Source organism: uncultured Phascolarctobacterium sp., assembly GCF_934190775.1.
Classification (GTDB): domain Bacteria; phylum Bacillota; class Negativicutes; order Acidaminococcales; family Acidaminococcaceae; genus Phascolarctobacterium_A.
This window is the reverse complement of the sequence record NZ_CAKPTG010000003.1, coordinates 156717-175970: the sequence shown is the minus strand read 5'-3', so window position 1 is coordinate 175970 and position 19254 is coordinate 156717. Positions and strand designations below refer to the sequence as shown.

17 protein-coding genes and 1 pseudogene are annotated in these 19254 nt (G+C 43.1%); 3 read left to right on the top strand and 15 right to left on the bottom strand.

What is annotated here, in order from left to right; genetic code table 11:
* The first annotated feature begins 64 nt into the window (after window positions 1-64).
* Genes brnQ through Q0G26_RS02825 form a run of 3 tightly spaced genes read left to right on the top strand, consistent with a single transcriptional unit; the run spans window position 65 to window position 2798 of the window.
* Entirely contained in the window at window positions 65-1390 is a 1326-nt protein-coding gene (gene brnQ / locus Q0G26_RS02835; RefSeq protein ID WP_293828424.1) for a branched-chain amino acid transport system II carrier protein, read from the top strand.
* Window positions 1391-1429: 39 nt separating this feature from the next.
* On the top strand, window positions 1430-2293 hold the full coding sequence (locus Q0G26_RS02830; protein WP_293828422.1) for an Mrp/NBP35 family ATP-binding protein: 864 nt from the start codon (window positions 1430-1432) through the stop codon (window positions 2291-2293).
* A 25-nt stretch (window positions 2294-2318) separates the two neighbouring features.
* The gene (locus Q0G26_RS02825) at window positions 2319-2798 is read left to right on the top strand and encodes a YbaK/EbsC family protein (RefSeq protein ID WP_021719328.1); all 480 of its coding nucleotides are present in this window, start codon (window positions 2319-2321) and stop codon (window positions 2796-2798) included.
* Between the two features lie 151 nt (window positions 2799-2949).
* On the opposite strand, the pseudogene Q0G26_RS02820 reads toward Q0G26_RS02825, so the two are convergent.
* The 15 genes and pseudogenes from Q0G26_RS02820 to Q0G26_RS02750 form a co-directional block, all read right to left on the bottom strand.
* A pseudogene (locus Q0G26_RS02820) lies at window positions 2950-3060 on the bottom strand (4Fe-4S binding protein); the annotation flags it as partial.
* Window positions 3061-3109: 49 nt separating this feature from the next.
* Complete coding sequence (locus Q0G26_RS02815; protein ID WP_293828419.1) at window positions 3110-3574, bottom strand: hypothetical protein; 465 nt, start codon at window positions 3572-3574, stop codon at window positions 3110-3112.
* A gap of 8 nt (window positions 3575-3582) precedes the next feature.
* Window positions 3583-3990 (bottom strand): hypothetical protein, encoded by a 408-nt coding sequence (locus Q0G26_RS02810; protein WP_293828416.1) that lies wholly within the window; start codon window positions 3988-3990, stop codon window positions 3583-3585.
* A 416-nt stretch (window positions 3991-4406) separates the two neighbouring features.
* A complete protein-coding gene (locus Q0G26_RS02805) occupies window positions 4407-5207 on the bottom strand; it encodes a hypothetical protein (protein ID WP_293828414.1) in 801 nt (266 codons plus the stop codon).
* 287 nt (window positions 5208-5494) lie between these two features.
* Window positions 5495-6070, bottom strand: a complete 576-nt coding sequence (locus Q0G26_RS02800; RefSeq protein ID WP_293828412.1) for a 4Fe-4S binding protein — start codon at window positions 6068-6070, stop codon at window positions 5495-5497.
* On the bottom strand, window positions 6063-6254 hold the full coding sequence (locus Q0G26_RS02795) for a 4Fe-4S binding protein (protein ID WP_021719326.1): 192 nt from the start codon (window positions 6252-6254) through the stop codon (window positions 6063-6065). The genes Q0G26_RS02800 and Q0G26_RS02795 overlap by 8 nt, the downstream gene beginning before the upstream one ends.
* A 13-nt stretch (window positions 6255-6267) precedes the next feature.
* Window positions 6268-7530 carry an FAD-dependent oxidoreductase gene (locus Q0G26_RS02790; RefSeq protein ID WP_293828410.1) on the bottom strand — a complete coding sequence of 421 codons (1263 nt, stop codon included), beginning with the start codon at window positions 7528-7530 and terminating at the stop codon, window positions 6268-6270.
* 47 nt (window positions 7531-7577) lie between these two features.
* The gene (locus Q0G26_RS02785; protein ID WP_293828408.1) at window positions 7578-8339 is read right to left on the bottom strand and encodes a NifB/NifX family molybdenum-iron cluster-binding protein; all 762 of its coding nucleotides are present in this window, start codon (window positions 8337-8339) and stop codon (window positions 7578-7580) included.
* Window positions 8340-8438: 99 nt separating this feature from the next.
* Window positions 8439-8957, bottom strand: a complete 519-nt coding sequence (locus tag Q0G26_RS02780) for a DUF6125 family protein (RefSeq protein ID WP_293828406.1) — start codon at window positions 8955-8957, stop codon at window positions 8439-8441.
* 36 nt (window positions 8958-8993) lie between these two features.
* On the bottom strand, window positions 8994-10109 hold the full coding sequence (locus tag Q0G26_RS02775) for a Coenzyme F420 hydrogenase/dehydrogenase, beta subunit C-terminal domain (RefSeq protein ID WP_293828404.1): 1116 nt from the start codon (window positions 10107-10109) through the stop codon (window positions 8994-8996).
* Window positions 10110-10398: 289 nt separating this feature from the next.
* The gene (locus Q0G26_RS02770) at window positions 10399-12192 is read right to left on the bottom strand and encodes a nuclease domain-containing protein (protein WP_293828402.1); all 1794 of its coding nucleotides are present in this window, start codon (window positions 12190-12192) and stop codon (window positions 10399-10401) included.
* On the bottom strand, window positions 12176-14020 hold the full coding sequence (locus Q0G26_RS02765; protein ID WP_293828400.1) for an AAA family ATPase: 1845 nt from the start codon (window positions 14018-14020) through the stop codon (window positions 12176-12178). The genes Q0G26_RS02770 and Q0G26_RS02765 overlap by 17 nt, the downstream gene beginning before the upstream one ends.
* Before the next feature lie 44 nt (window positions 14021-14064).
* Window positions 14065-15216 carry a hypothetical protein gene (locus Q0G26_RS02760; RefSeq protein WP_293828397.1) on the bottom strand — a complete coding sequence of 384 codons (1152 nt, stop codon included), beginning with the start codon at window positions 15214-15216 and terminating at the stop codon, window positions 14065-14067.
* 213 nt (window positions 15217-15429) lie between these two features.
* A complete protein-coding gene (locus tag Q0G26_RS02755) occupies window positions 15430-17913 on the bottom strand; it encodes an excinuclease ABC subunit UvrA (RefSeq protein WP_293828395.1) in 2484 nt (827 codons plus the stop codon).
* A 497-nt stretch (window positions 17914-18410) separates the two neighbouring features.
* The gene (locus tag Q0G26_RS02750) at window positions 18411-19250 is read right to left on the bottom strand and encodes a MerR family transcriptional regulator (RefSeq protein ID WP_293828393.1); all 840 of its coding nucleotides are present in this window, start codon (window positions 19248-19250) and stop codon (window positions 18411-18413) included.
* Window positions 19251-19254: the final 4 nt, after the last annotated feature.

The window sequence follows — 19254 nt, the reverse complement described above, 5'->3', positions numbered from 1 at the left end:
TTTTTCTATGATTTCAAAATACAGACTACTCTTTTAATTAAGGTAGTAAAAAAAGGAGCACTTAATGCAAAACGATAAGATAAACCTTTCATTGATCATCCCTATCGGCCTGATGTTATTTTCCTTTTTCTTCGGTGCCGGCAACTTAATTTTCCCGCCTGTTTTAGGCCAAATGGCAGGCGAAAACATTTCCTGGGGCATGCTCGGCTTCTGCCTGAGCGGCGTCGGCTTCCCGCTTTTGGGTGTACTCGCTATGGCTATGAAGCAAAGCGATAACCCGGACTCCATTGCTATGCCTATGCATCCCCTGTATGCCCGCGCCGTTACCATTCTCTGCGCGTTGGCTATCGGCCCGCTGTTCGCTATTCCGCGTACCGCTGCCGTTTCCTTTGACACCGGTATTCACAGCCTGCTGCCTGCTTCCTGCGAAGCTATCGGCCTGCCGGTATACACCGTGTTCTTTTTCGTTCTGACCTATTTCTTTTCTATTAATCCGTCAAAAATTATCGGTCATATCGGTAAATTTTTGTCCCCCATGCTTTTGATTTGTCTGGCAGTTCTCGTGGTCTGCGTTTTCGTAAATCCTACCGGCAGCCTGAAAATGCCTAATCCGGATTTCGCTGCATCTCCGTTCTTCCGCGGCTTCCAGGAAGGCTACAACACAATGGATCTTCTGGCAGCAATTCTGTTCGGCTCTATTACTATCAAGGCTATTGAAGCTCAAGGCATTACCGATAAAAAGGTTCTGACCAAGCTCTGCTCTTATGCCGGCCTAATTGCAGCCTTCTTCCTCGCTATTATCTATGCAGCACTGGCTTACACCGGCGCACTGAGCATCAACATTTTCGGTGTTATCCCTAACGGTGCAACTCTGCTCAGCAAAATCTGCACCTATTACATGGGCTTCGGCGGTCAGGTTGTATTGGCTTTGATTATCTTCTTCGCCTGCCTCACCACCAGCATCGGTCTGACAACTGCTATCTCCGGTTATTTCTCCGAGCTTAGCAATAATCGTATACAATACGAGCGACTGGTATTCTTCATCTCTGCTTTCAGCCTGGTAGTAGCAAACTTTGGTCTGGAAAACATCATCAAGTTCTCCATTCCCGTTATCTGTATGCTGTATCCGATTATCATCGCTCTGGTAATCCTCAACGTCGGTCGTGTGATTATCCATGACGATCAGCTGACCTTCCGCATCTGCCTGACACTGACAACTATTTTCGCTGTTTTCGACGGTCTGCGCGTTGCCAACATCCGCTTCATGGCCTTGGATAACTTCCTGGCGCAGAACCTGCCGCTGTTTGACATCGGCTTCGGCTGGGTTGTTCCCTGCTTCGGCGGAATCGCTGTAGGCCTGCTGCTGAAGGCTGTAAGAAAAGCAAACTAACAAATTTATTCATAATCATTAGAGAGTAAGGTGTAATTTATGTCTAACGAACAACAATGCAGCAATGCATCTTCCTGCGGCCGCAGCAGCTGTGAAGGCTGCCCCTCCGCAGCAGCTGCAGAAAAAACACAGGCAACTGATTTCCGTGCGCAGCTCAACCCGATGAGCAGCGTCAAAAAGGTTATCGCCGTAGTCAGCGGCAAGGGCGGTGTAGGCAAGTCCCTGATCACCGGTCTTTTGGCCAGCAGCATGCAGCGCCGCGGTAAGCGTTGCGCTGTTTTGGATGCTGATATCACAGGCCCTTCCATGGGCCACAACCTGGGCGTGAACGGCAAGGCTAAAGCCAACGAAATCGGTATTCTGCCTCTGACTGCTCCCTGCGGTCTTGAGGTGCTTTCTGCCAATATGTTTTTGAAGAATGATTCTGATCCTGTTGTTTGGCGCGGGCCTCTGCTCGCCGGCATGGTAAAGCAATTTTGGAGCGATGCCATCTGGACAGATATAGACTTTATGTTTGTTGATATGCCGCCGGGAACCGGTGACGTACCGCTGACTGTTTTCCAATCCCTGCCTGTTGACGGCATCATCATCGTAACTTCTCCGCAGGAGCTTGTTTCCATGATTGTTGCCAAGGCAGTAAAAATGGCGCGTATGATGAACATTCCGATTCTCGGTCTGATTGAAAACTATGCTTACTTCCATTGCCCCGATAACGGCAAGGATTACGAAATCTTCGGCCCCAGCCATCTGGCAGAAACTGCCGATGCCTACGGTCTGAAGGTGCTCGCCCGCCTGCCGATTAACCCGTCCTTAGCAGCAGCCTGCGACGCAGGCAAGCTGGCAGATTGTCAGGTTGCAGAGCTGGATGACTGTTGTGATTTTTTAGCTGATAATTTTCAGTAAGCATTTTTAAAGGGAGGCTTTTGTCATGTCTATAGAAAAGGTTCGTACATACCTGAAACAATTTAATGCAGATAATCGTATCATAGAGTTTGCAACCTCCAGCGCTACTGTAGAGCTGGCAGCACAAGCAGCAGGCTGCGAGCCTGCGCGCATTGCCAAAACCCTTTCCTTTAAGCTGCATGATGACAGCGTTATCCTCATCGTCACTGCCGGCGATGCCAAAGTCGATAATGCCAAGTACAAGCATTTCTTCGGCTGCAAGGCCAAGATGCTGACTGCTGACGAGGTAGAGCCTGATATCGGCCATGCTATCGGCGGCGTTTGCCCCTTCGGCATTAATGACGGCGTTAAGGTTTATCTTGACGTTTCCCTCAAACGCTTTGTAACCTTCTTCCCTGCCTGCGGCAGCCACAACAGCGCTATTGAACTCACTCCGGACGAGCTGGAGCAGTACAGCGCCAACTGTCAGGGCTGGGTAGATTTGTGCAAGGGCTGGCAGGAATAAGCCTTTATAACAACATCAAATTCAATCTTTAATACGCAGCAGATTCAGCGTCTGCTGCGTATTTTATTTTGCGCATAAAAACCTCCCGCAAGCAGATTTTTCATCTGATTACAGGAGGTCTTTTTTCATATGCTTGTAAATTTTTCGCAAGCTATTTTTTCATTTTGCAAATCATCTGCGTCATAGTACCCATCGGGCAAAAGGTGCACCAGGTTCTCGGCTTGAACAGCGCCATTACCACTAAGCCCAGCAACATAGAGGATTGGCTTTTATTATGTAAAAACTTTTAGCAAACATCCACACTAATCATTTTAATTCACTCCATATATTATTTTGTTTAATAAGCTAGTATCATCATACCCTTTAAGTTTTACACTTATTTTTATCACTCCGTTTCCCTCTTCTTCCAAGTAATATAGTAAGTTATTTTTTGAAAATATTTGTTTACTACTTTCAACCCTCTCCAATTTCCAATCATTATCTTGTAAAAGCTTAATGTATTTCTGTTTTACATCTAAATTATCATTACCATATTTGTAAATCGCCGTAACCGACCAATTAGCTAAACTAGGTTCTGAAAACATCACCAATTCACACGGTTCATTTACATAAATATTATGCCATGTATAATATAAATCTTTAGTATATCTTTTATTATCACCTAAACATCTATAACGAAGCAAAGGTGCAAAAAACATTCCTATAGAAATTATAGTTATCATTATCATTGCTAATGTTATAATTATCGTTTCCTTAGTAAAAAAAGACCTAAACACGTTTTCTCCTATCTTCTGATTACAGATACTTCCAAACTATTATCTTTGTTTCTTATTATGCAGTGGTTGCTTCCGTCTTTATAGCTAATAGTATTGCTATTTTGAGTCGACAAGCTCTCAGGAAATTCTTTATGATAATAATCAATTATCTCATCATTATTCATTCCTTCAATCCTTAAATTTTTCTTTAGCACGACAGCACGCTTTCCCAAGACTTCTTTTTTTATGTAAAAATCTATCCATTCACTATTTCCAGGATCCCGTATGCACAAAAATGTCTTATATATACTTAAATCAGCGTTATTTGTAATATTGCATCCGAAAATAATTTTCCAAACTACTATACAAAATATAGTTATGCTAAAAAAGCTACCTACAAAAATACCTGTTCTAACGTTCCTTCCGCAAGCAATCATCCTATCAACTCCAAATTTTAATCTTGTATACTATTTTTACAAAAAAGTCACGCTTTGAACCTTTTCAAGGTTTACTCAAACAAAATATAAGTAATCCAACAGTAAATATGAGCATCCCTTTATACACATCATTTCTTTTTCCGTACTCTAAAGTTTGAGCTTTTTTTTAAACCGATACATACAATACTATGAGTAGTACAACAATATAAGAATGCCATAATTTTATATTGCTTTTCAACAGAACTCTTATATCTTCATTAAAGATACTTGCTGCAACAATCGGCATGATGATAAAAGAATTAAGCAGCTTACTTTTTCTTGTAAAGATAGTTTTCTTGTTCTGTTTACACTTAAAACCGCTTTAAAAAACATACCAATAATTACAAAAGCCAAAATCTTCATTTTATCGCAATCCTTCATTTGAATTTTTTAAGCTCGTTGTTAAGCTTCAGTACTTGCTCACTCAGCCACTCTTCTTTGTTCAAATAGTCCTTCTCTTGATTTACAAGCTGCTGATAGCTTCTAACTACTTCGTTATCAACACAGTGCTCCTCTAGTTGCGCTTTCAGCACTCCCATATAAAACTGTAAAGCTGTGTCTGGGAAAAGTAATTCTGATTGATAAACACATTTAACTTTTTTAACAATTTCATCTTTATTCACTTTTATCAAATCTTTTGTGTACGAGTAAACTTCTCCATATAACCCAGAAAAGGCCATTTCTTTTGCCATTTCTTTTGTTATATCAGAAGCATCCTCATACATCTTATATAAAGAAGCTTCCCTAAGTTTTTCTCTATAATATATTAACGCAGCTTCAGGATAAAAAACACTTCCTGGTTGAGCATTGCCTAATTCATCTTTACCTTCAACTATTCTTATTACTTTCTCCTTATTTCCATCGCCCCAATGATATATTCTAAATTTATTTTCAGTATCTATTACGCTCTCATAAAAATCTGGCCACTCAAAATTAGAATCAATCTTAATGTTTCCTATTTTTTTCCATTTGTTATCTTCAAAAATCATGATTGTTGACAACCATGTTTTCTTAGCTATTTCTTCTACACCATATCCTGCAACGCTAGGAATAACAGCACATAATCCAAATAGTTTATAGTTAAAGGGATTCGATTTTGCTAAATATACTATATATCCCTTATTTTGATTATTATCTAACAAAACCTCTAGTACATCCCCTTGTTTCAATCTAGCCATCTTACTTCCTTGTATGATATTCATATAAGCTAAAATCATACTTTCCTTTCTTTTTATGTTGCTATTAAACACATCACGATTTAATCCACCAAGCTCCTGCTTTTCGGTACCGCAAAATCTGCACTTTTACTTTATTAAATTCGCTTCTGCAAACTTTTTTCCTGCTATAATTCCAATTACATTTTAAATCTAAAAAAAACTCCTGCAAGCAGCTTTTTCTGCTGCATACAGGAGGTTCATTTATATACACGCTATAAAAATTTTTCGTAGGCCTTGTTCCCAACCCTCTACTGCTTCATTTTGCAAATCATCTGCGTCATAGTACCCATTGGGCAAAAGGTACACCAGGTTCTAGGCTTGAACAACGCCATTACCACTAAGCCAAGCAGCATAGAGGTCAGCATTACGCTGTAAAAGCCAAAGGCATACTGCGCAACCCACGCCGAAGAGCTGCCGGAGGTATAGGCCCACGCCCAGGGAACCTTAAACGTCCAGAGCAGCGTCACTACCTCGCGCAAAGACTGTGCTTGTGTTGCTACAAGATACGTTTGCCACAGCATGTTGCCGAACATGGCCATAAAGAAGCATAAAAAGCCGAAGCGGAACCATTTGGCGACAAGAAGTTCCGGCGTAGCGCGGTTGCGTGACCATTTCCACTCGCCGCCCAGCTTTGCCAAAAGCAGTCCACGTCCGCAATAACGATTGCAGAACAGCTTGTTGCCGCCGAAAAGCGCCAATAAAACAGGCACCATAAAATCAATCATTCCCAGCCAGGCAAAAAGGATATTGAAAAAGCCCAGGACAAAATAAATTATCGGCCATAGCCAAAGATAATCATACCAATGCTGTACTTTCTTAGCCATCTGTTGCCACCCTGATGCTGCCTGCAGGACAGGTTTTGGCGCAGAGGCCGCAGCCTACGCAGCGCTCCCTATCCACTCTTGCAAAGCACCCCTTGTATATACTGATTGCCTGACGCGGGCACACCTGCGTGCAGGCACCGCAGGAAACGCATCTGTCCTCGTTTACCACTGCAAATCTTTTCATAACGCCACGTCCTTTAACGCAAATACTTCAATGCACTCTGAGCCGCAATAGCACCGTCATTAGTCGCCGTTACAACCTGACGCAGCACCTTGTCGCACACGTCACCTGCACCATACACACCGGGAACCGCAGTCGACATATCGCTGCTTACAACAAGATAGCCCTTGTCATTGGTAATACCCAAATCACGGCAGAAATCTGTTACAGGGTCCGCACCGATATACGGGAAGACGCCCCTTGCCAGCATCGTTTCCACTGCTCCCGTCTGTTTGTTGAGCACCTTGAGCCCCGCAACGCGATTATTTTCGATAATAACCTCCTGCGGTACCCGCCAGGTCAGCACCTCAATCTTCGGATTAGCGGCCACCTTTTCCTGCGTAATCTGCTCCGCGCTGATAACATCACGACGCGCCAGAATCGTAACCTGCGACGCAAATTCCGCAAGATACAGCGATTCCTCAAAGGCAGCATTGCCCGCGCCCACGATAATCACAGGCTTATTGCGGTAGAACGCCGCATCGCAGACAGCACAGAAGCTGATGCCGCGACCGATCATCTCCTGCTCACCCGGAATGTTCAGCAAGCGCTCCACAGTGCCGGTAGCGATAATCACAGCAGGTGCCGTAAACTCCGCACCGCTCGCACAGCGCACGCGGCGCTCCGCTCCTTCCATCTCCAGAGCAGCAACCTTCTCATAAAGATAGGTCGTGCCTAAGGCCATCGCCTGCTCGTAAATATCGTAGGCCAGCTGGGAGCCGTTGACGTTCTTGATACCGGGCCAGTTTTCTATTTCAAAGGTTTTAATCAGCTTGCCGCCGGGAGCAAAGGATTCCAACACCAAAGTCTTTAATCCCGCACGCCGCGCGTAAACAGCTGCCGTCAGCCCGGCAGCACCGCCGCCGATAATAATCAGGTCATAGCTTTTGTCAGGAGCCTGCTCCACCGGAGGCTCGTTGCCCAAGAGCTTTTCCAGTCTTGCCTGCAATCGTTCCTTCGGCAAAAAGCCTGCGTAACGCGAAGCAACCTCGCCGTTTTTGATAAAGAACAAACCGGGAATAATGGTTATGTCCATCTCCTCCGTCAGCTCCGGCTCCTTATCTATATCAATCTTGACGATGTCTATGCGCTCGCCCATCTCCTTGTTAATGTCCTCCAGCACATAGCTAAGCATCTTACAAGGACCGCACCAGGTCGCATAAAAATCTGCCAGAAAGGTTTTCTTTTCGGCCAGCATCTGCTTGAACTCTGCAGCCGTCGGGTTTACAATAATCGCCATTTACATCAGGCCTCCTTTTCAATGAAGTATTCGTAGTTTATCTTATATCAGTGATGTCCGCCGCAGCCATGCTCGCCACAGGTGTGACCTTCGCCGTGCTCCCCATGGTGATTGCATTTAACAGCGGGATTGTAGTCCAAATTACCTGCCAGCAAAGCCTCTACCGCTGCGTCTGCGCTGCCGCTTACGCCGCCGTACAGCTTAATGCCTGCAGCAGCCAGCGCCATCTGCGCACCGCCACCGATACCGCCGCAAATCAGAACGTCTGCCTTCAGCGCCGTCAAAACGCCTGCCAAAGCACCATGACCTTGGCCGTTGGTATTCACAACCTCGGACGCAACAACTTTGCCATCCTGCACATCATAAACCTTAAACTCCTCAGCATGTCCGAAATGTTGAAAAATCTCACCGTTTTCATAGGTTACTGCAATTCTCATAATATCTTCTCCCTTTTCCTTGTATTTTTCATATAATTTTTGCTTAAAGCAATCAACACAGCCGCAGCCTGTACTGCTGCCGTTACAGAGCCGAAAATCTCCGCCTTCAATACGCAGCGGCCGTCCTTCTACGACAAAATCCGCCAGCTTCTTGCGCGCTGTTTCGTAAATGCGCTGCACTGTTGTCCGCGCAATCTGCATAAAGGCCGCACACTGCTCCTGACTCATGCCACGCCTGTCAATCAGGCGAATCGTTTCGTATTCGTCAACAGTCAGAACAATCGGCTCCTGCTCTGCATTATTGTTTTGCGGCAAAAACTCCAGCGTTTGCGGGTAATGGCAAACCTTTCTGCATTTCACTTTTCTTGGCATCTGATTTCCTCCTCTCTAAGTCCATTATAAAGATGAAACGGGCATATGTCAATTATATTTTTGACATATGCCCATTTTAATTTTATAACAGCAAATATTCTACTCTTCTTCCAGATAAAATTCCCACGCACAGCCATCAGGACTTTCCGTACAATCTGGGAAGCAGCTCAGACAACGGCATTTAATGCGCGCGTCAATCGTGGCAGCAAAACCGCTATATTCATAAATGCCTAACGATTTGCATGGATGATACGGCATGCCCTTGCGGCTACGCGCCGTCTGCACACGGCAGTCGCGGTTACGGTAAACGAGCCTGTTGCCTTCACGAATACATTCATGCTCGTTCAGATTTCCGTAAAAGCGATAGTGCAGTGCCTGCTCCAATCCCTCTAAGCCAGGATTCTCCGGCAGCTTGAGGAATTCCTTGATGCGCTTGGCTTCGATGACGGTAAAGCGCTTCCACGCCTCCTCGTCATGGTATATGGCCTCCGCCATGCCGAATTTGCCTTCAATCGACTGGAACCAGACGCCGTCATGCGCCAGCCAGTTTTTTGCATAAATCTCTATCAGCTCCAAAAGCTGCTCCTTGCTTAACTCCGCAAGATATTTGTTGAACATGATGCATAACCTCCTTTTGTGGGGGGAGTTGTAATTTTAAAACAACGGTTTCATCTTTCCTTCTTTATCCCCCAAGCATCTCTCCACCATCTCTTTCAGCGTATACTCATCAAGATGCTCAAAGAAAAATGCCCGCTTAGGATGCAGCGGCAGCGACTTGCTAACCGCCACATTATACTCCGCACCCTTGGCAAAGTCTGTTGGCAAAAGCTCCGCTTTATCCTCAACCTGCGCCAGCAATTCCGCTCCGGCTTCACTGTTCACCAGCACCAGCGTAACGCCCTTATCATCATCAAATTCCGGGAACTGCTTATCAATGCCCCAATAATCGGCAATCGTGATATCCGCCAGGCTGCGCTTATTATTAAACGCACACTCGCCGCAAGACGGACGAATGCTGATGTTATTCAGGAACAGGCGCATATAGGTTTCCTGCCGCTTGCTCGCACCAAAACGCTGATGCTCTGTAAGAAATAATGTTTCTCCCTGCTTCCAGCCCTTTGCCTTATCGCGGAACTTCACCTGCACAACAGGCTCGCCTGCCTCCTGCGCCAGCTCCCGCAAATGCTTTTGATAAACCTTTGGACTAGGCACACCATGGCAGACAACATCAACCGTCAAAAGATTCTCCGACGGCTTTACCAAATATTTCTTTAACCCGGCAATCTGGCAAGGCGTACCGCTGAACAGAACTTTTCTGCCTGCACGCAAAATTTGCCGTACCTCGCTGTAAATCCTGCCGATTTTACTCTGCACATATTTCGAACCACGCAGCTTGGGCAAATCGTCAAGGTTATCCACCAGCACATGCTGCACATTAAGCTGTTCATCCAGCGCCGCGCCGACCACAACGCCGCCCTGCTGCAAAACTCCTTCAGCAAAAAGCGTGAACATTCCCCCGCTGGAGCTGTTAAAGCGCACAGAATTATCATTGTTCTTGGCGCCATAAACAGCAAGCAGCTCATGCTGCTGCGGCTTGTGCAGCATAGGGCAGACATTTTCGCATAAACCGCAGTCCATGCACATTTCTTCATTGACCACCGGATATAAAAAGCCTTCCTCGTCCGCAGTCATTTTTATACAGCCACGCGGGCAGATATTGGCGCAGGCACTGCAGCCTGTACAGTTTTGCTTGCTGCTCAGCTCAATCATGTCTTTAACCTCCCTGTTGCCATAGCTTGTTGTAGCTTTTATTTCAGCATAATACTCTGCTTAAGTGATTTTTCTTTTATTATATCACAAAATTCCCCTCTTGCTTGCACTATCTGCGAGTTTGTCAGCAGGCGCCGACACTGCTTGACAGCATAAAAAATAGCTATTCTAGCGCACAACAAACAGAGCTGACTTCCGCACTTCGCCAAAGTCAGCTCTTATTTTATACGTAAAGCAATTCTATATACGCCAGCATAATAAATCATCAGTGCAAGCCGCCGGGCACTTTTTACATAGAAGCTCTCCCGACCGCTTCTATCTCCGGATAAATATAGTCTTCCAGAACACCTTGCAAATGCCTGGTAATAAATTGCTGATACCCGGGAACAAAAGAGAGCAGTTTGATAAAGAGATTTTCATCATTCTCCTCTTCATCAACATTGAATCGGTCAGGATACAAAGCCCATACAGAAACAACTGGCCTCATACGTAAGCTGCTCATTTCATTTCTATTGGAAATATTTTTTGAACGAGTATCATTAACATAGCTCATCAGCTGATGACGACAATTTTCCCTGTAATTATTCCAAAAAGCATATTTAGAGCGATATTTAAAGTCAACTATCAGCGAACCCATATAAAGCTTCCTGTCTTTAAGATTATAAAAATAGTCAATCTTACAATCTGGTGTAACATGCTTGCCAACCGTATATACAGGATCAGACTCTATGCCAGATTTATCCTCAGCAGCTAAAAGCGTCGGTTCATAGCTAACTTTTATCTCCAGGCTATCCCTTTTCAGTATAAATGAATTGCCTGAAGCAAGACCTGATATTTTCAACTCATAGCCTATTCTATCTACATTTAAGCCCTCAACAAGCTCAAAGCCAAGATTCTGTAACGCTTCTACAAGCTTTATAACACCCCATAGCTCATAAAGCTTGGCAGAATTATGCCAGATAAATGATAGCCTGTTATCCATGTCATATTTTATAGTCAATCCTTCAAGCTCTTTGCTTACCCTGCTCAATATAGCATATCGTGGGTCAAGCATACTTTGGCTGGGAACTCGCTGGATAATATTAGCATTAACCTCTTTAAACCACAGAGCTTCCTTAAGCTTATTGATAATGCTGATGATTTTTCTTGCTTTTGAATAATACAGCTCTAAAAAATTAAGACTTCTGCAATTACGATTATATTCATAGGTATTTTTATCTTTACCATAGAAATCATTCGCAACTTTTGCTTCTAAAAAAATCTTTTTTTCATTAATTTCCTTAATGAACAACCGCATAACCTTGTCTAAAGAAAGCACCATACGCTTCACATACGCGTTTTCAGTAAGCTGGTAGTCAGTATATCTCAGCGGTATATAACCCCTGTCAATATTAATCTTCATCGAATTCAGCTTATTGCACTGAAAATCTATTGAATGCTGCTCAGCCTTACTTGAAAGCACATATTTTTTTGATATTTTACTGTGAGGGTTAAGCCGCAAATCATCTAAAGCTGCTATCACTTTATGAAAATATTGGTCGATAACATTCATTTTCAGCAGTAAGACGCCAAACTCTTCACCTTCATAAAAGCTATTGGCAACACTTACCTTCTGAACAGCCAGTTGAAATGCCATCAGCTTAATGCTTTCAAAAACATCTGTTGCCATAATCTGCCAAGCCCGGTCATCAAGCCTGGCTGGCAAAACCTCAAAGCTGGTAAAATAGTTTTTACTTGCAGTCTTTACTTTGATTATGTACAAACCAGGAGGTAGCGGCGAGCTTTCATACGAGAACACCTTTACCTTACCCTCAGATGGCTGAAGATAGGTGCCATCATCATGCCTGGTTTCTGGTATATCTATACCATCAAAGCCGTCCATTTCAAGGATACAGTCAATATTAGAGCGAAACTGAAGAAAAACATTGGAGTTCTCACGTATTTTGATTTCTGCTTCCACTAAGCCATTATTGATATCTTCGATATCATCACAAAACGCGAAACCCTGAACCGGATAATCCCGTTCCCCAACCTCGTTGATTACCGCCAGCTTAAATGGCAAATTATTATACTGAATAACCATACAGCATCAACTCTTTCGCTTTGTTCTTCAGCTCAAGCTTAACATTAGTAAACTCTGAAACATCCTTATATTTTCCCAGCAAAGCCATAATGTCGCTTTCAACAAGCTTATCATTGCCATCTATTTTGCCAATAAGCATGCTTAACTGTTCTTCAGAACCTCTCAGCTTTGTAATAATCCTCTGCACAATCAGCCTGTCAAAAGCATTGCCCCTGCTAAAAGCTACACCCTCAGGTATTTTATTAATATAGCTGTTAATCTGCTTGATTATTCTATAGCCAATACCAAGCTTCGGATTTCTCTCTCTAATCATATTGTGCAAATCCGTAAGACATTGTAATTCCCTGTCACTTAAGCAGCATTCTTCCAGTACATCCTTCAGCTCTGTAAAAGGTCGCATGCCAAGCTTAATAACATTGGCACGATCAAGCACCTTATCAGAAAAATTGAATGTTGATTCATCAATATTCACTGTTCCAGCAAACAAAACATTATCTCCCAAGCTGATTGTTGCAGGAAATTCATTAGAATTATCCAGGACACCAGCCAAAGACCTGTTATACACAACTAATTGTCTTTCCGTTTCCGGATCCTCAAGAATAGACAGGAAGGAAGAGAAATAATGCTCAACTCGCGCCAGGTTCATTTCATCAAAGCAGATAACATACTGTTTATCCATGTTCTCGGCGGCCCTCTTCAAAAATGTTACCAGTTCCGTAGCAGCTTCACGATACTTATTGCCTTTATAATCTACATAACCCAAAAGATCTGAATCATCTGTCCAGGCAGGACTTACAGAAATAAATTTAATGCCATCATACTTATCTAACCCCAAGGCTTTGGCATAAACCTTGATAAGCCTGGATTTACCAGTACCGCTCATACCTGCCAACACAACCAGATTAGAGGAATGTGCAGAAACATAGAAATTAATCAAATCCTCATCACTATATACAAGATGCATTTCCTTAGCAGCAGCCTTCATTTTTTTCAGAATACTGCCTTCCTCTTTCCCTAATGGCTCTTCTTTATGGGCAACAGCTTCTTGCTGAAGGTTTGCTGAAGGCTTATCTGCTTCTTGCTCAGAAGCAATGTTCTGCTTAACAACTTGCTCATCTTTGGGCTCAGAAACAAGATATTCTTCTGCATCAATATAGTCATTGCGATGACGTTCTACATAATGATCATAAAGCACTGCCGGTATAAAAATAATATTGTCATCTACGTCATAAATAATGTTATTGATATCTTCTATATCAAGCTTTATTCTGTGATATTCAGGCTGTTCAATCAAAAGCTTAGACGCGCCATCCCTAATAGCCATACTAATAATATTAAAATAGAGATACAAATCGTACGAATCTCCATCTGAAGCCATAATCTTGGCAAATACACATTCCGGTCTGTCATCTGTTTCATCTGAAATACAAGGCTCTACTAATAAGGCCTTTGCATTTTTGAGGCAAGAATGAAACTCTTCTACAGATAACCCAAGCTTCGGCAAATCAAAGCAGGGGACAGCAACATATCTTTCATCTAATACATCAGGACTGCATCCTTTGGGGAGCAATCGCTGCTCATAAGCATAGTATTCTATTTTACTCTGCATCGGTTTGAAGACAAAAAGACGTCTTTCCAGAATCGAAGCAACTCTTTCTTCATCAATGCTATTCAGCTCAGCATCAAGTCTCGAGCACAGACATAATACTTTGTCTATGGGAGGATAATTCGACGGAAAAGCAGACAGAGGCTTTAAGCATAAAATATTGTTATCATTAACATCTCTAAAAACATTAGTATAGTGCTCCGGTACACCTAAATCATACATCTCAGCCTCAGTCATTAATCTGCCAAGCACACGTATATTCTCACTCATCTCAGCACCTCTAATCCTAACTCCTGAATTTCTGTCAATTTCATTTCACTTACAAGACATTGATGACCATACTCTCTAGCCTTAGCTTTGATAAAATTAATTCTAAGCTCATCCAACATATCCTTCTGCACCCATACTTCAGTAAAATTAGTATTTCCAATATCTCCTGTCAACAATTTACTTATCGTTGCTACCTCATAAGGATATGGAAAATACTTATCATTCATAGGCTGCATATCTAGCATGATTACATAAGTTCTCTTGAAAATCTTCTCAAAATAACGAGATTTTTTCTCTATTTCTTTTTTGTAATCGTTATATTCTGCACTAAGCTTTTTATAATCAGAGGTAACAGTATCAAGCTTAGCATTAATCTCACTAATATCCTTAGAATGCTTTGCTTCCATCTCACCGACTTTAGCTTTATGCTTTTTATCTGCATCCTCTTTGAGCTTTTTCTTAAGAGTATTTTCCTGCTTAGCAAGCTCCTTGTTCAGCTTCCTATTTTTCTGCTCAAGCTCCTCAATTTTATCATTCTGCCGGTTAATTGTTTTCTGTAATGTTTCTATCTCTTCATTGGTAATATTTTCAGAGGCATCACCAGCTTCAACTACTAATGAAGGAATAAGCTCATCCTCTATGATTAATTTTCTTACAATATCTACGTTATAATCAGCATGTAAATCAAGTAGTAGCGTAGCTCTATATAAAGGCAGGGATTCTGTCTTTACTTTTTCATATTCATCTAAAGTATTTACATTACTATGGCCACACCTCTTTTTAATTTCAGCTAATATCTTATTGCGTGCATAGCGAAGATTTTTAGAAACTGCATTTTCTAAGCTTGAAAACCCCTGAATAGAATTTAAATCCATAATTTGACCTACCATAAGCAGCTCTTTAGGGCCAAACACTTCAAAATATTTGGTGAATAAATCAACATTTCTAATTTCATTTTGCTCTTCCAGTCCATTTTTCTCCGGCAAAGCCTCTGAATTATTGGCAGAATTATCTATAGCTTCATTTACTTTTATTAGGTCTACAGCTTTCCCTATATCTGTATTGTCAGCATTTGTATTATTTTTGACTTCTTGGGAATCTTGCGTATCATTCTGTAAAGATGTTGGTGTCGTATTATCTAAATTCACTTTTAATACTCTCCTTCCAAATTTTCATAAAAATTTTGTTATACTTAAAATCATTCGCTAGACGATTTTATTTTCCTGCCTTATCGAGAAAAATTTATACGCTATGGTCATTAAATAATCTATCCTTCTAGCGCACAAAAACAGAGCTGACTTTCGCACTTCGCCAAAATCAGCTCTTACTTTTTTACTATTCTCTTATCAATCCAAGCGCAATCATAAAAATCTGCCGGTAATACTATTTGCGTTTGCTTTAATCTCTGCCGGCGTTCCGCATGCCACAAGCCTTCCGCCTGCATCACCGCCGCCGGGGCCCATATCAAGCACATAGTCAGCGTTACGGATAACATCTAAATCATGCTCAATGACAACAACAGTTGCCCCATTGTCCAAAAGCGCCTGAAAAACCTCCAGCAGTACCTGCACATCCAAAGGATGTAAGCCAATAGAAGGCTCATCAAAGACAAAGACGGAATCATGCTGCGTCCTGCCGATTTCGCTGGCCAGCTTCAAGCGCTGTGCTTCACCGCCCGATAAACCCGGTGTTTCCTCGCCCAACGTCAGATAACCAAGACCAAGCTGACGCAGCACGTTCAGCTTTTGGCTGATGCCTTTCATATTTTTGCAGAAGGCAAGAGCAGTGTTTACGTCCATAGCCATCAGCTCCGGCAGCGAAGCACTCTCCCCCGCCTCGTTCGTCAGCCTGATATCGTAGGCCGCCTTAGCGTACCGCGAACCGCGGCAGTCCGGGCAGGGTATATCCACGTCCGGCAAAAACTGTACGTCCAGACTGACAACGCCTGTTCCGTCACAGCCTTGGCAGCGAAGCGAGCCTGTATTGTACGAAAAAGCACCGGCCTTATATTCATGCGCTTTGGCTTCGGGCAATTTGGCATAAAGCTTGCGCAAATCATCGTGAATGCCTGCATAGGTAGCGACAGTAGAGCGGACGTTAATTCCGATAGGTGTCGCATCAATGAGCTTAACGTGCTCAATCCCATCGGCATCAATAGCGCGGATATGCTCCGGCAACGGCTTGCCGTCAATCGCCGCAGCCAGCGCAGGCACAAGGCTTTCCAAAACCATCGTGGTTTTGCCTGAACCCGATACACCGGTGACAACCGTCAAACGTCCCTTGGGAATATCTATTTCTAATGGTTTTACTGTATGTATCGACGCTGTAGAAAGATGAATAGCACCATCAGCGAACAGCTCCTGCTTCTGAGCTTTATTCTGTCGCGTTGCAGCTGCCTTGCCCGCAAGGAACGGTCCGATTTGAGAAGCAGGATTTGCTTCTATCTCCGCTATCGTTCCCTGAGCAATTACATGACCACCGCCGGCACCTGCTTCCGGTCCCATTTCCACAAGCCAGTCTGCTTCCTGCAAAATCTGCGTATCGTGATCCACAAGAATTACAGAGTTACCGTCCGCCACCAGGTCATGCATCACACCGTTAAGGCCCACGATATTTGACGGATGCAGACCGATGGACGGTTCATCAAGCACATAAAGAACTCCGGTAGTACGGTTGCGGACAGCGCGCGCCAGCTGCATCCGCTGCCTCTCTCCCGTAGAGAGCGTAGCAGCGGAGCGGTCGAGTGTAAGATAACCGAGTCCCAAATCCATAAGACGCTTGGCTGTACCGGTAAATGCTTCGCAGATGCGTTCCGCCATAGGACGCATTGCCTCCGGCAAACTTGGTGGAATGCGCTGCACCCACGTCACCAGCTGCGAAAGCGTCATGCTGCAGGCCTCGTCCAGCGATATGCCTAACAGCTTCGGCGCGCGTGCAGATGCGGAAAGACGCGTTCCGTGACAATCGGGGCAGATATCCTCCTTCAAAAACTTTTCTACGCGCTTCATGCCCTTTTCGTCCTTAACCTTGGCCAACGCATTTTCTACTGTGTAAACAGCGTTAAAATAGGTAAAATCAAGCTCGGCAAAATCGTTGGAGTTGCTTTTCTTCGGATGGTAGAGTATATGCTTCTTCTCCGCAGGACCGTGATAAACGATCTCCTTCTCCTGCTCCGTCAGCTCGCAAAACGGCACATCTATGCGCACGCCCATCTCCTTGCAGACATCCGTCATCAGCGACCACATGAGGCTATTCCAGGGTGCAACAGCGCCCTGCTCGATGGTAAGCGATTCATCCGGCACCAACGTGCTTAAATCTACCGTGCGGACGCTGCCTGTACCGCCGCAGGTTTTGCAGGCCCCCTGCGAATTGAAGGCCAGCTCCTCGGCAGACGGCGCATAAAACTGCGCGCCGCACTCCGGGCAGGTCAGCTTCTTGCCTGCGGCAACCAAAAGCGTTGGCTCCAGGTAATGTCCGTTGGGACAGCGATGGCTGGCAAGGCGCGAATACATGAGGCGCAAGCTGTTCAGCAGCTCCGTACCTGTGCCGAAGGTGCTGCGGATTCCCGGTACACCGGGACGCTGGTGCAGCGCCAAGGCTGCAGGAACATACAGCACCTCATCTACAGACGCTTTAGAAGCCTGCGTCATGCGGCGACGTGTGTAGGTAGAAAGCGCCTCCAGATAGCGGCGTGAGCCTTCGGCATACAGCACGCCAAGCGCCAAAGAGGATTTGCCGGAACCGGATACACCTGCAATGCCGACGATTTTCCCCAAGGGAATGTCTAGATCAATATTTTTCAGATTGTGGACCTTAGCGCCACGAATAAGCATTTTATCAATCATTTTTCTGCTCCTGTATGAATTGCTTCTAAAGAAAAAAAGAATTTATTCATTTTGCATACTTAAGCAAGGCACGTAACCTTGTATGCTTCAATGCGGAATTAGTCATAAAAAAGATTCTGCATAACATTAGGACTACATCCGTCATTCCCATCGTCAAATCCTGTAAAAAGTATTCTATCATTCGATATCCTATTATATTCCCAAAATCCTTTAAATATAATTGTTTATCATTTTCCAAAATTCGTCAAGTGCAAAAGCCTAAGTATTTTATAGAACTTATATTTAAATAGCTTTTCGGAACCAAGAAAAAGATTACCAGTATCTAAATACGTAGCTGACTGTATTAACCGCTTACGAAAATTACGGATACAATACCACATAGTTAAAAGCGGCCTCCCTTATGCCCGAGAAACCGCTTATCTCATAGATACTGTAAATATAACTAACTCATACACTTAAAAATATTTATATATTATATTATTTTGCTAGTTCACAAATCATTTTACAGGTATTGATAATTTAAAAACATATTCATTCTTGTCATTAGTAATCCAATAGTCCTTTTCAAAAGAAACTATTGTATCACCATTTATCTCAAGTTCATTACGTTCAATAAATTGAAAACACTTTTTTATCCATGCTTCACAACAATGATGATAGTTACCCTTTCCATATATCGAAACATAGAATTGATTTTTTGTCTTATGATTAACTAGTTTTCGGAAATCATCAATACAATTATAATTATCCATAGCAAAGAACCTGCTTACAGGACTACATTGAAACTTTTTAGTGTTATCTTGACTCAAAAACCAACCTGTAGTCAAATCACAGTTATTGAGCCTAAAAAGATTTTTCATGAAATTCAACCTTATAATAAGATTATTTTTATCACCATCCACAGAAGATAGATTTTGAGAAACATACATATCATATTCAGGCAGTTGTTCCAGCAAAACTCTATCCAATATCAGATTTCTTATGTGATCCGTTTTCCTGAGAATAGTTTGCACACTTTGCAATTTTTCCATAAGCTCTTTCTGTTCAAGAATTAATTCTTCTTGTTTTTTCCTCAAAAGATTACTTAAAATGTTTTCATCACGGTAATGCAAAAACTCACGTATATCCTTTATAGAAAAACCTAATCGTCTCATGCAAACAATCATTTCTAACATATGATGTTCCGCTAGAGAATAATACGCATAATTATTATCTTGGTTTCTTTTAGCAGGCTTTAACAGTTTTTCTTTTTCATAGTAACTCAATGTTTGCTTAGAAATATTAGCAAGCTTTGCAATTTCGCCAGATGTAAATGTATTTCTAATTGATTTTACCATGGTA

Excerpts from the sequence above, each read along its gene's own strand:
- brnQ (WP_293828424.1), top strand. The coding sequence starts at position 65 with ATGCAAAACGATAAGATAAACCTTTCATTGATCATCCCTATCGGCCTG.
- Q0G26_RS02830 (WP_293828422.1), top strand. The coding sequence starts at position 1,430 with ATGTCTAACGAACAACAATGCAGCAATGCATCTTCCTGCGGCCGCAGC.
- Q0G26_RS02825 (WP_021719328.1), top strand. The coding sequence starts at position 2,319 with ATGTCTATAGAAAAGGTTCGTACATACCTGAAACAATTTAATGCAGAT.
- Q0G26_RS02810 (WP_293828416.1), bottom strand. The coding sequence starts at position 3,990 with ATGATTGCTTGCGGAAGGAACGTTAGAACAGGTATTTTTGTAGGTAGC.
- Q0G26_RS02805 (WP_293828414.1), bottom strand. The coding sequence starts at position 5,207 with ATGGCTAGATTGAAACAAGGGGATGTACTAGAGGTTTTGTTAGATAAT.
- Q0G26_RS02800 (WP_293828412.1), bottom strand. The coding sequence starts at position 6,070 with ATGGCTAAGAAAGTACAGCATTGGTATGATTATCTTTGGCTATGGCCG.
- Q0G26_RS02795 (WP_021719326.1), bottom strand. The coding sequence starts at position 6,254 with ATGAAAAGATTTGCAGTGGTAAACGAGGACAGATGCGTTTCCTGCGGT.
- Q0G26_RS02790 (WP_293828410.1), bottom strand. The coding sequence starts at position 7,530 with ATGGCGATTATTGTAAACCCGACGGCTGCAGAGTTCAAGCAGATGCTG.
- Q0G26_RS02785 (WP_293828408.1), bottom strand. The coding sequence starts at position 8,339 with ATGCCAAGAAAAGTGAAATGCAGAAAGGTTTGCCATTACCCGCAAACG.
- Q0G26_RS02780 (WP_293828406.1), bottom strand. The coding sequence starts at position 8,957 with ATGTTCAACAAATATCTTGCGGAGTTAAGCAAGGAGCAGCTTTTGGAG.
- Q0G26_RS02775 (WP_293828404.1), bottom strand. The coding sequence starts at position 10,109 with ATGATTGAGCTGAGCAGCAAGCAAAACTGTACAGGCTGCAGTGCCTGC.
- Q0G26_RS02770 (WP_293828402.1), bottom strand. The coding sequence starts at position 12,192 with ATGGTTATTCAGTATAATAATTTGCCATTTAAGCTGGCGGTAATCAAC.
- Q0G26_RS02765 (WP_293828400.1), bottom strand. The coding sequence starts at position 14,020 with ATGTATGATTTAGGTGTACCGGAGCACTATACTAATGTTTTTAGAGAT.
- Q0G26_RS02755 (WP_293828395.1), bottom strand. The coding sequence starts at position 17,913 with ATGATTGATAAAATGCTTATTCGTGGCGCTAAGGTCCACAATCTGAAA.
- Q0G26_RS02750 (WP_293828393.1), bottom strand. The coding sequence starts at position 19,250 with ATGGTAAAATCAATTAGAAATACATTTACATCTGGCGAAATTGCAAAG.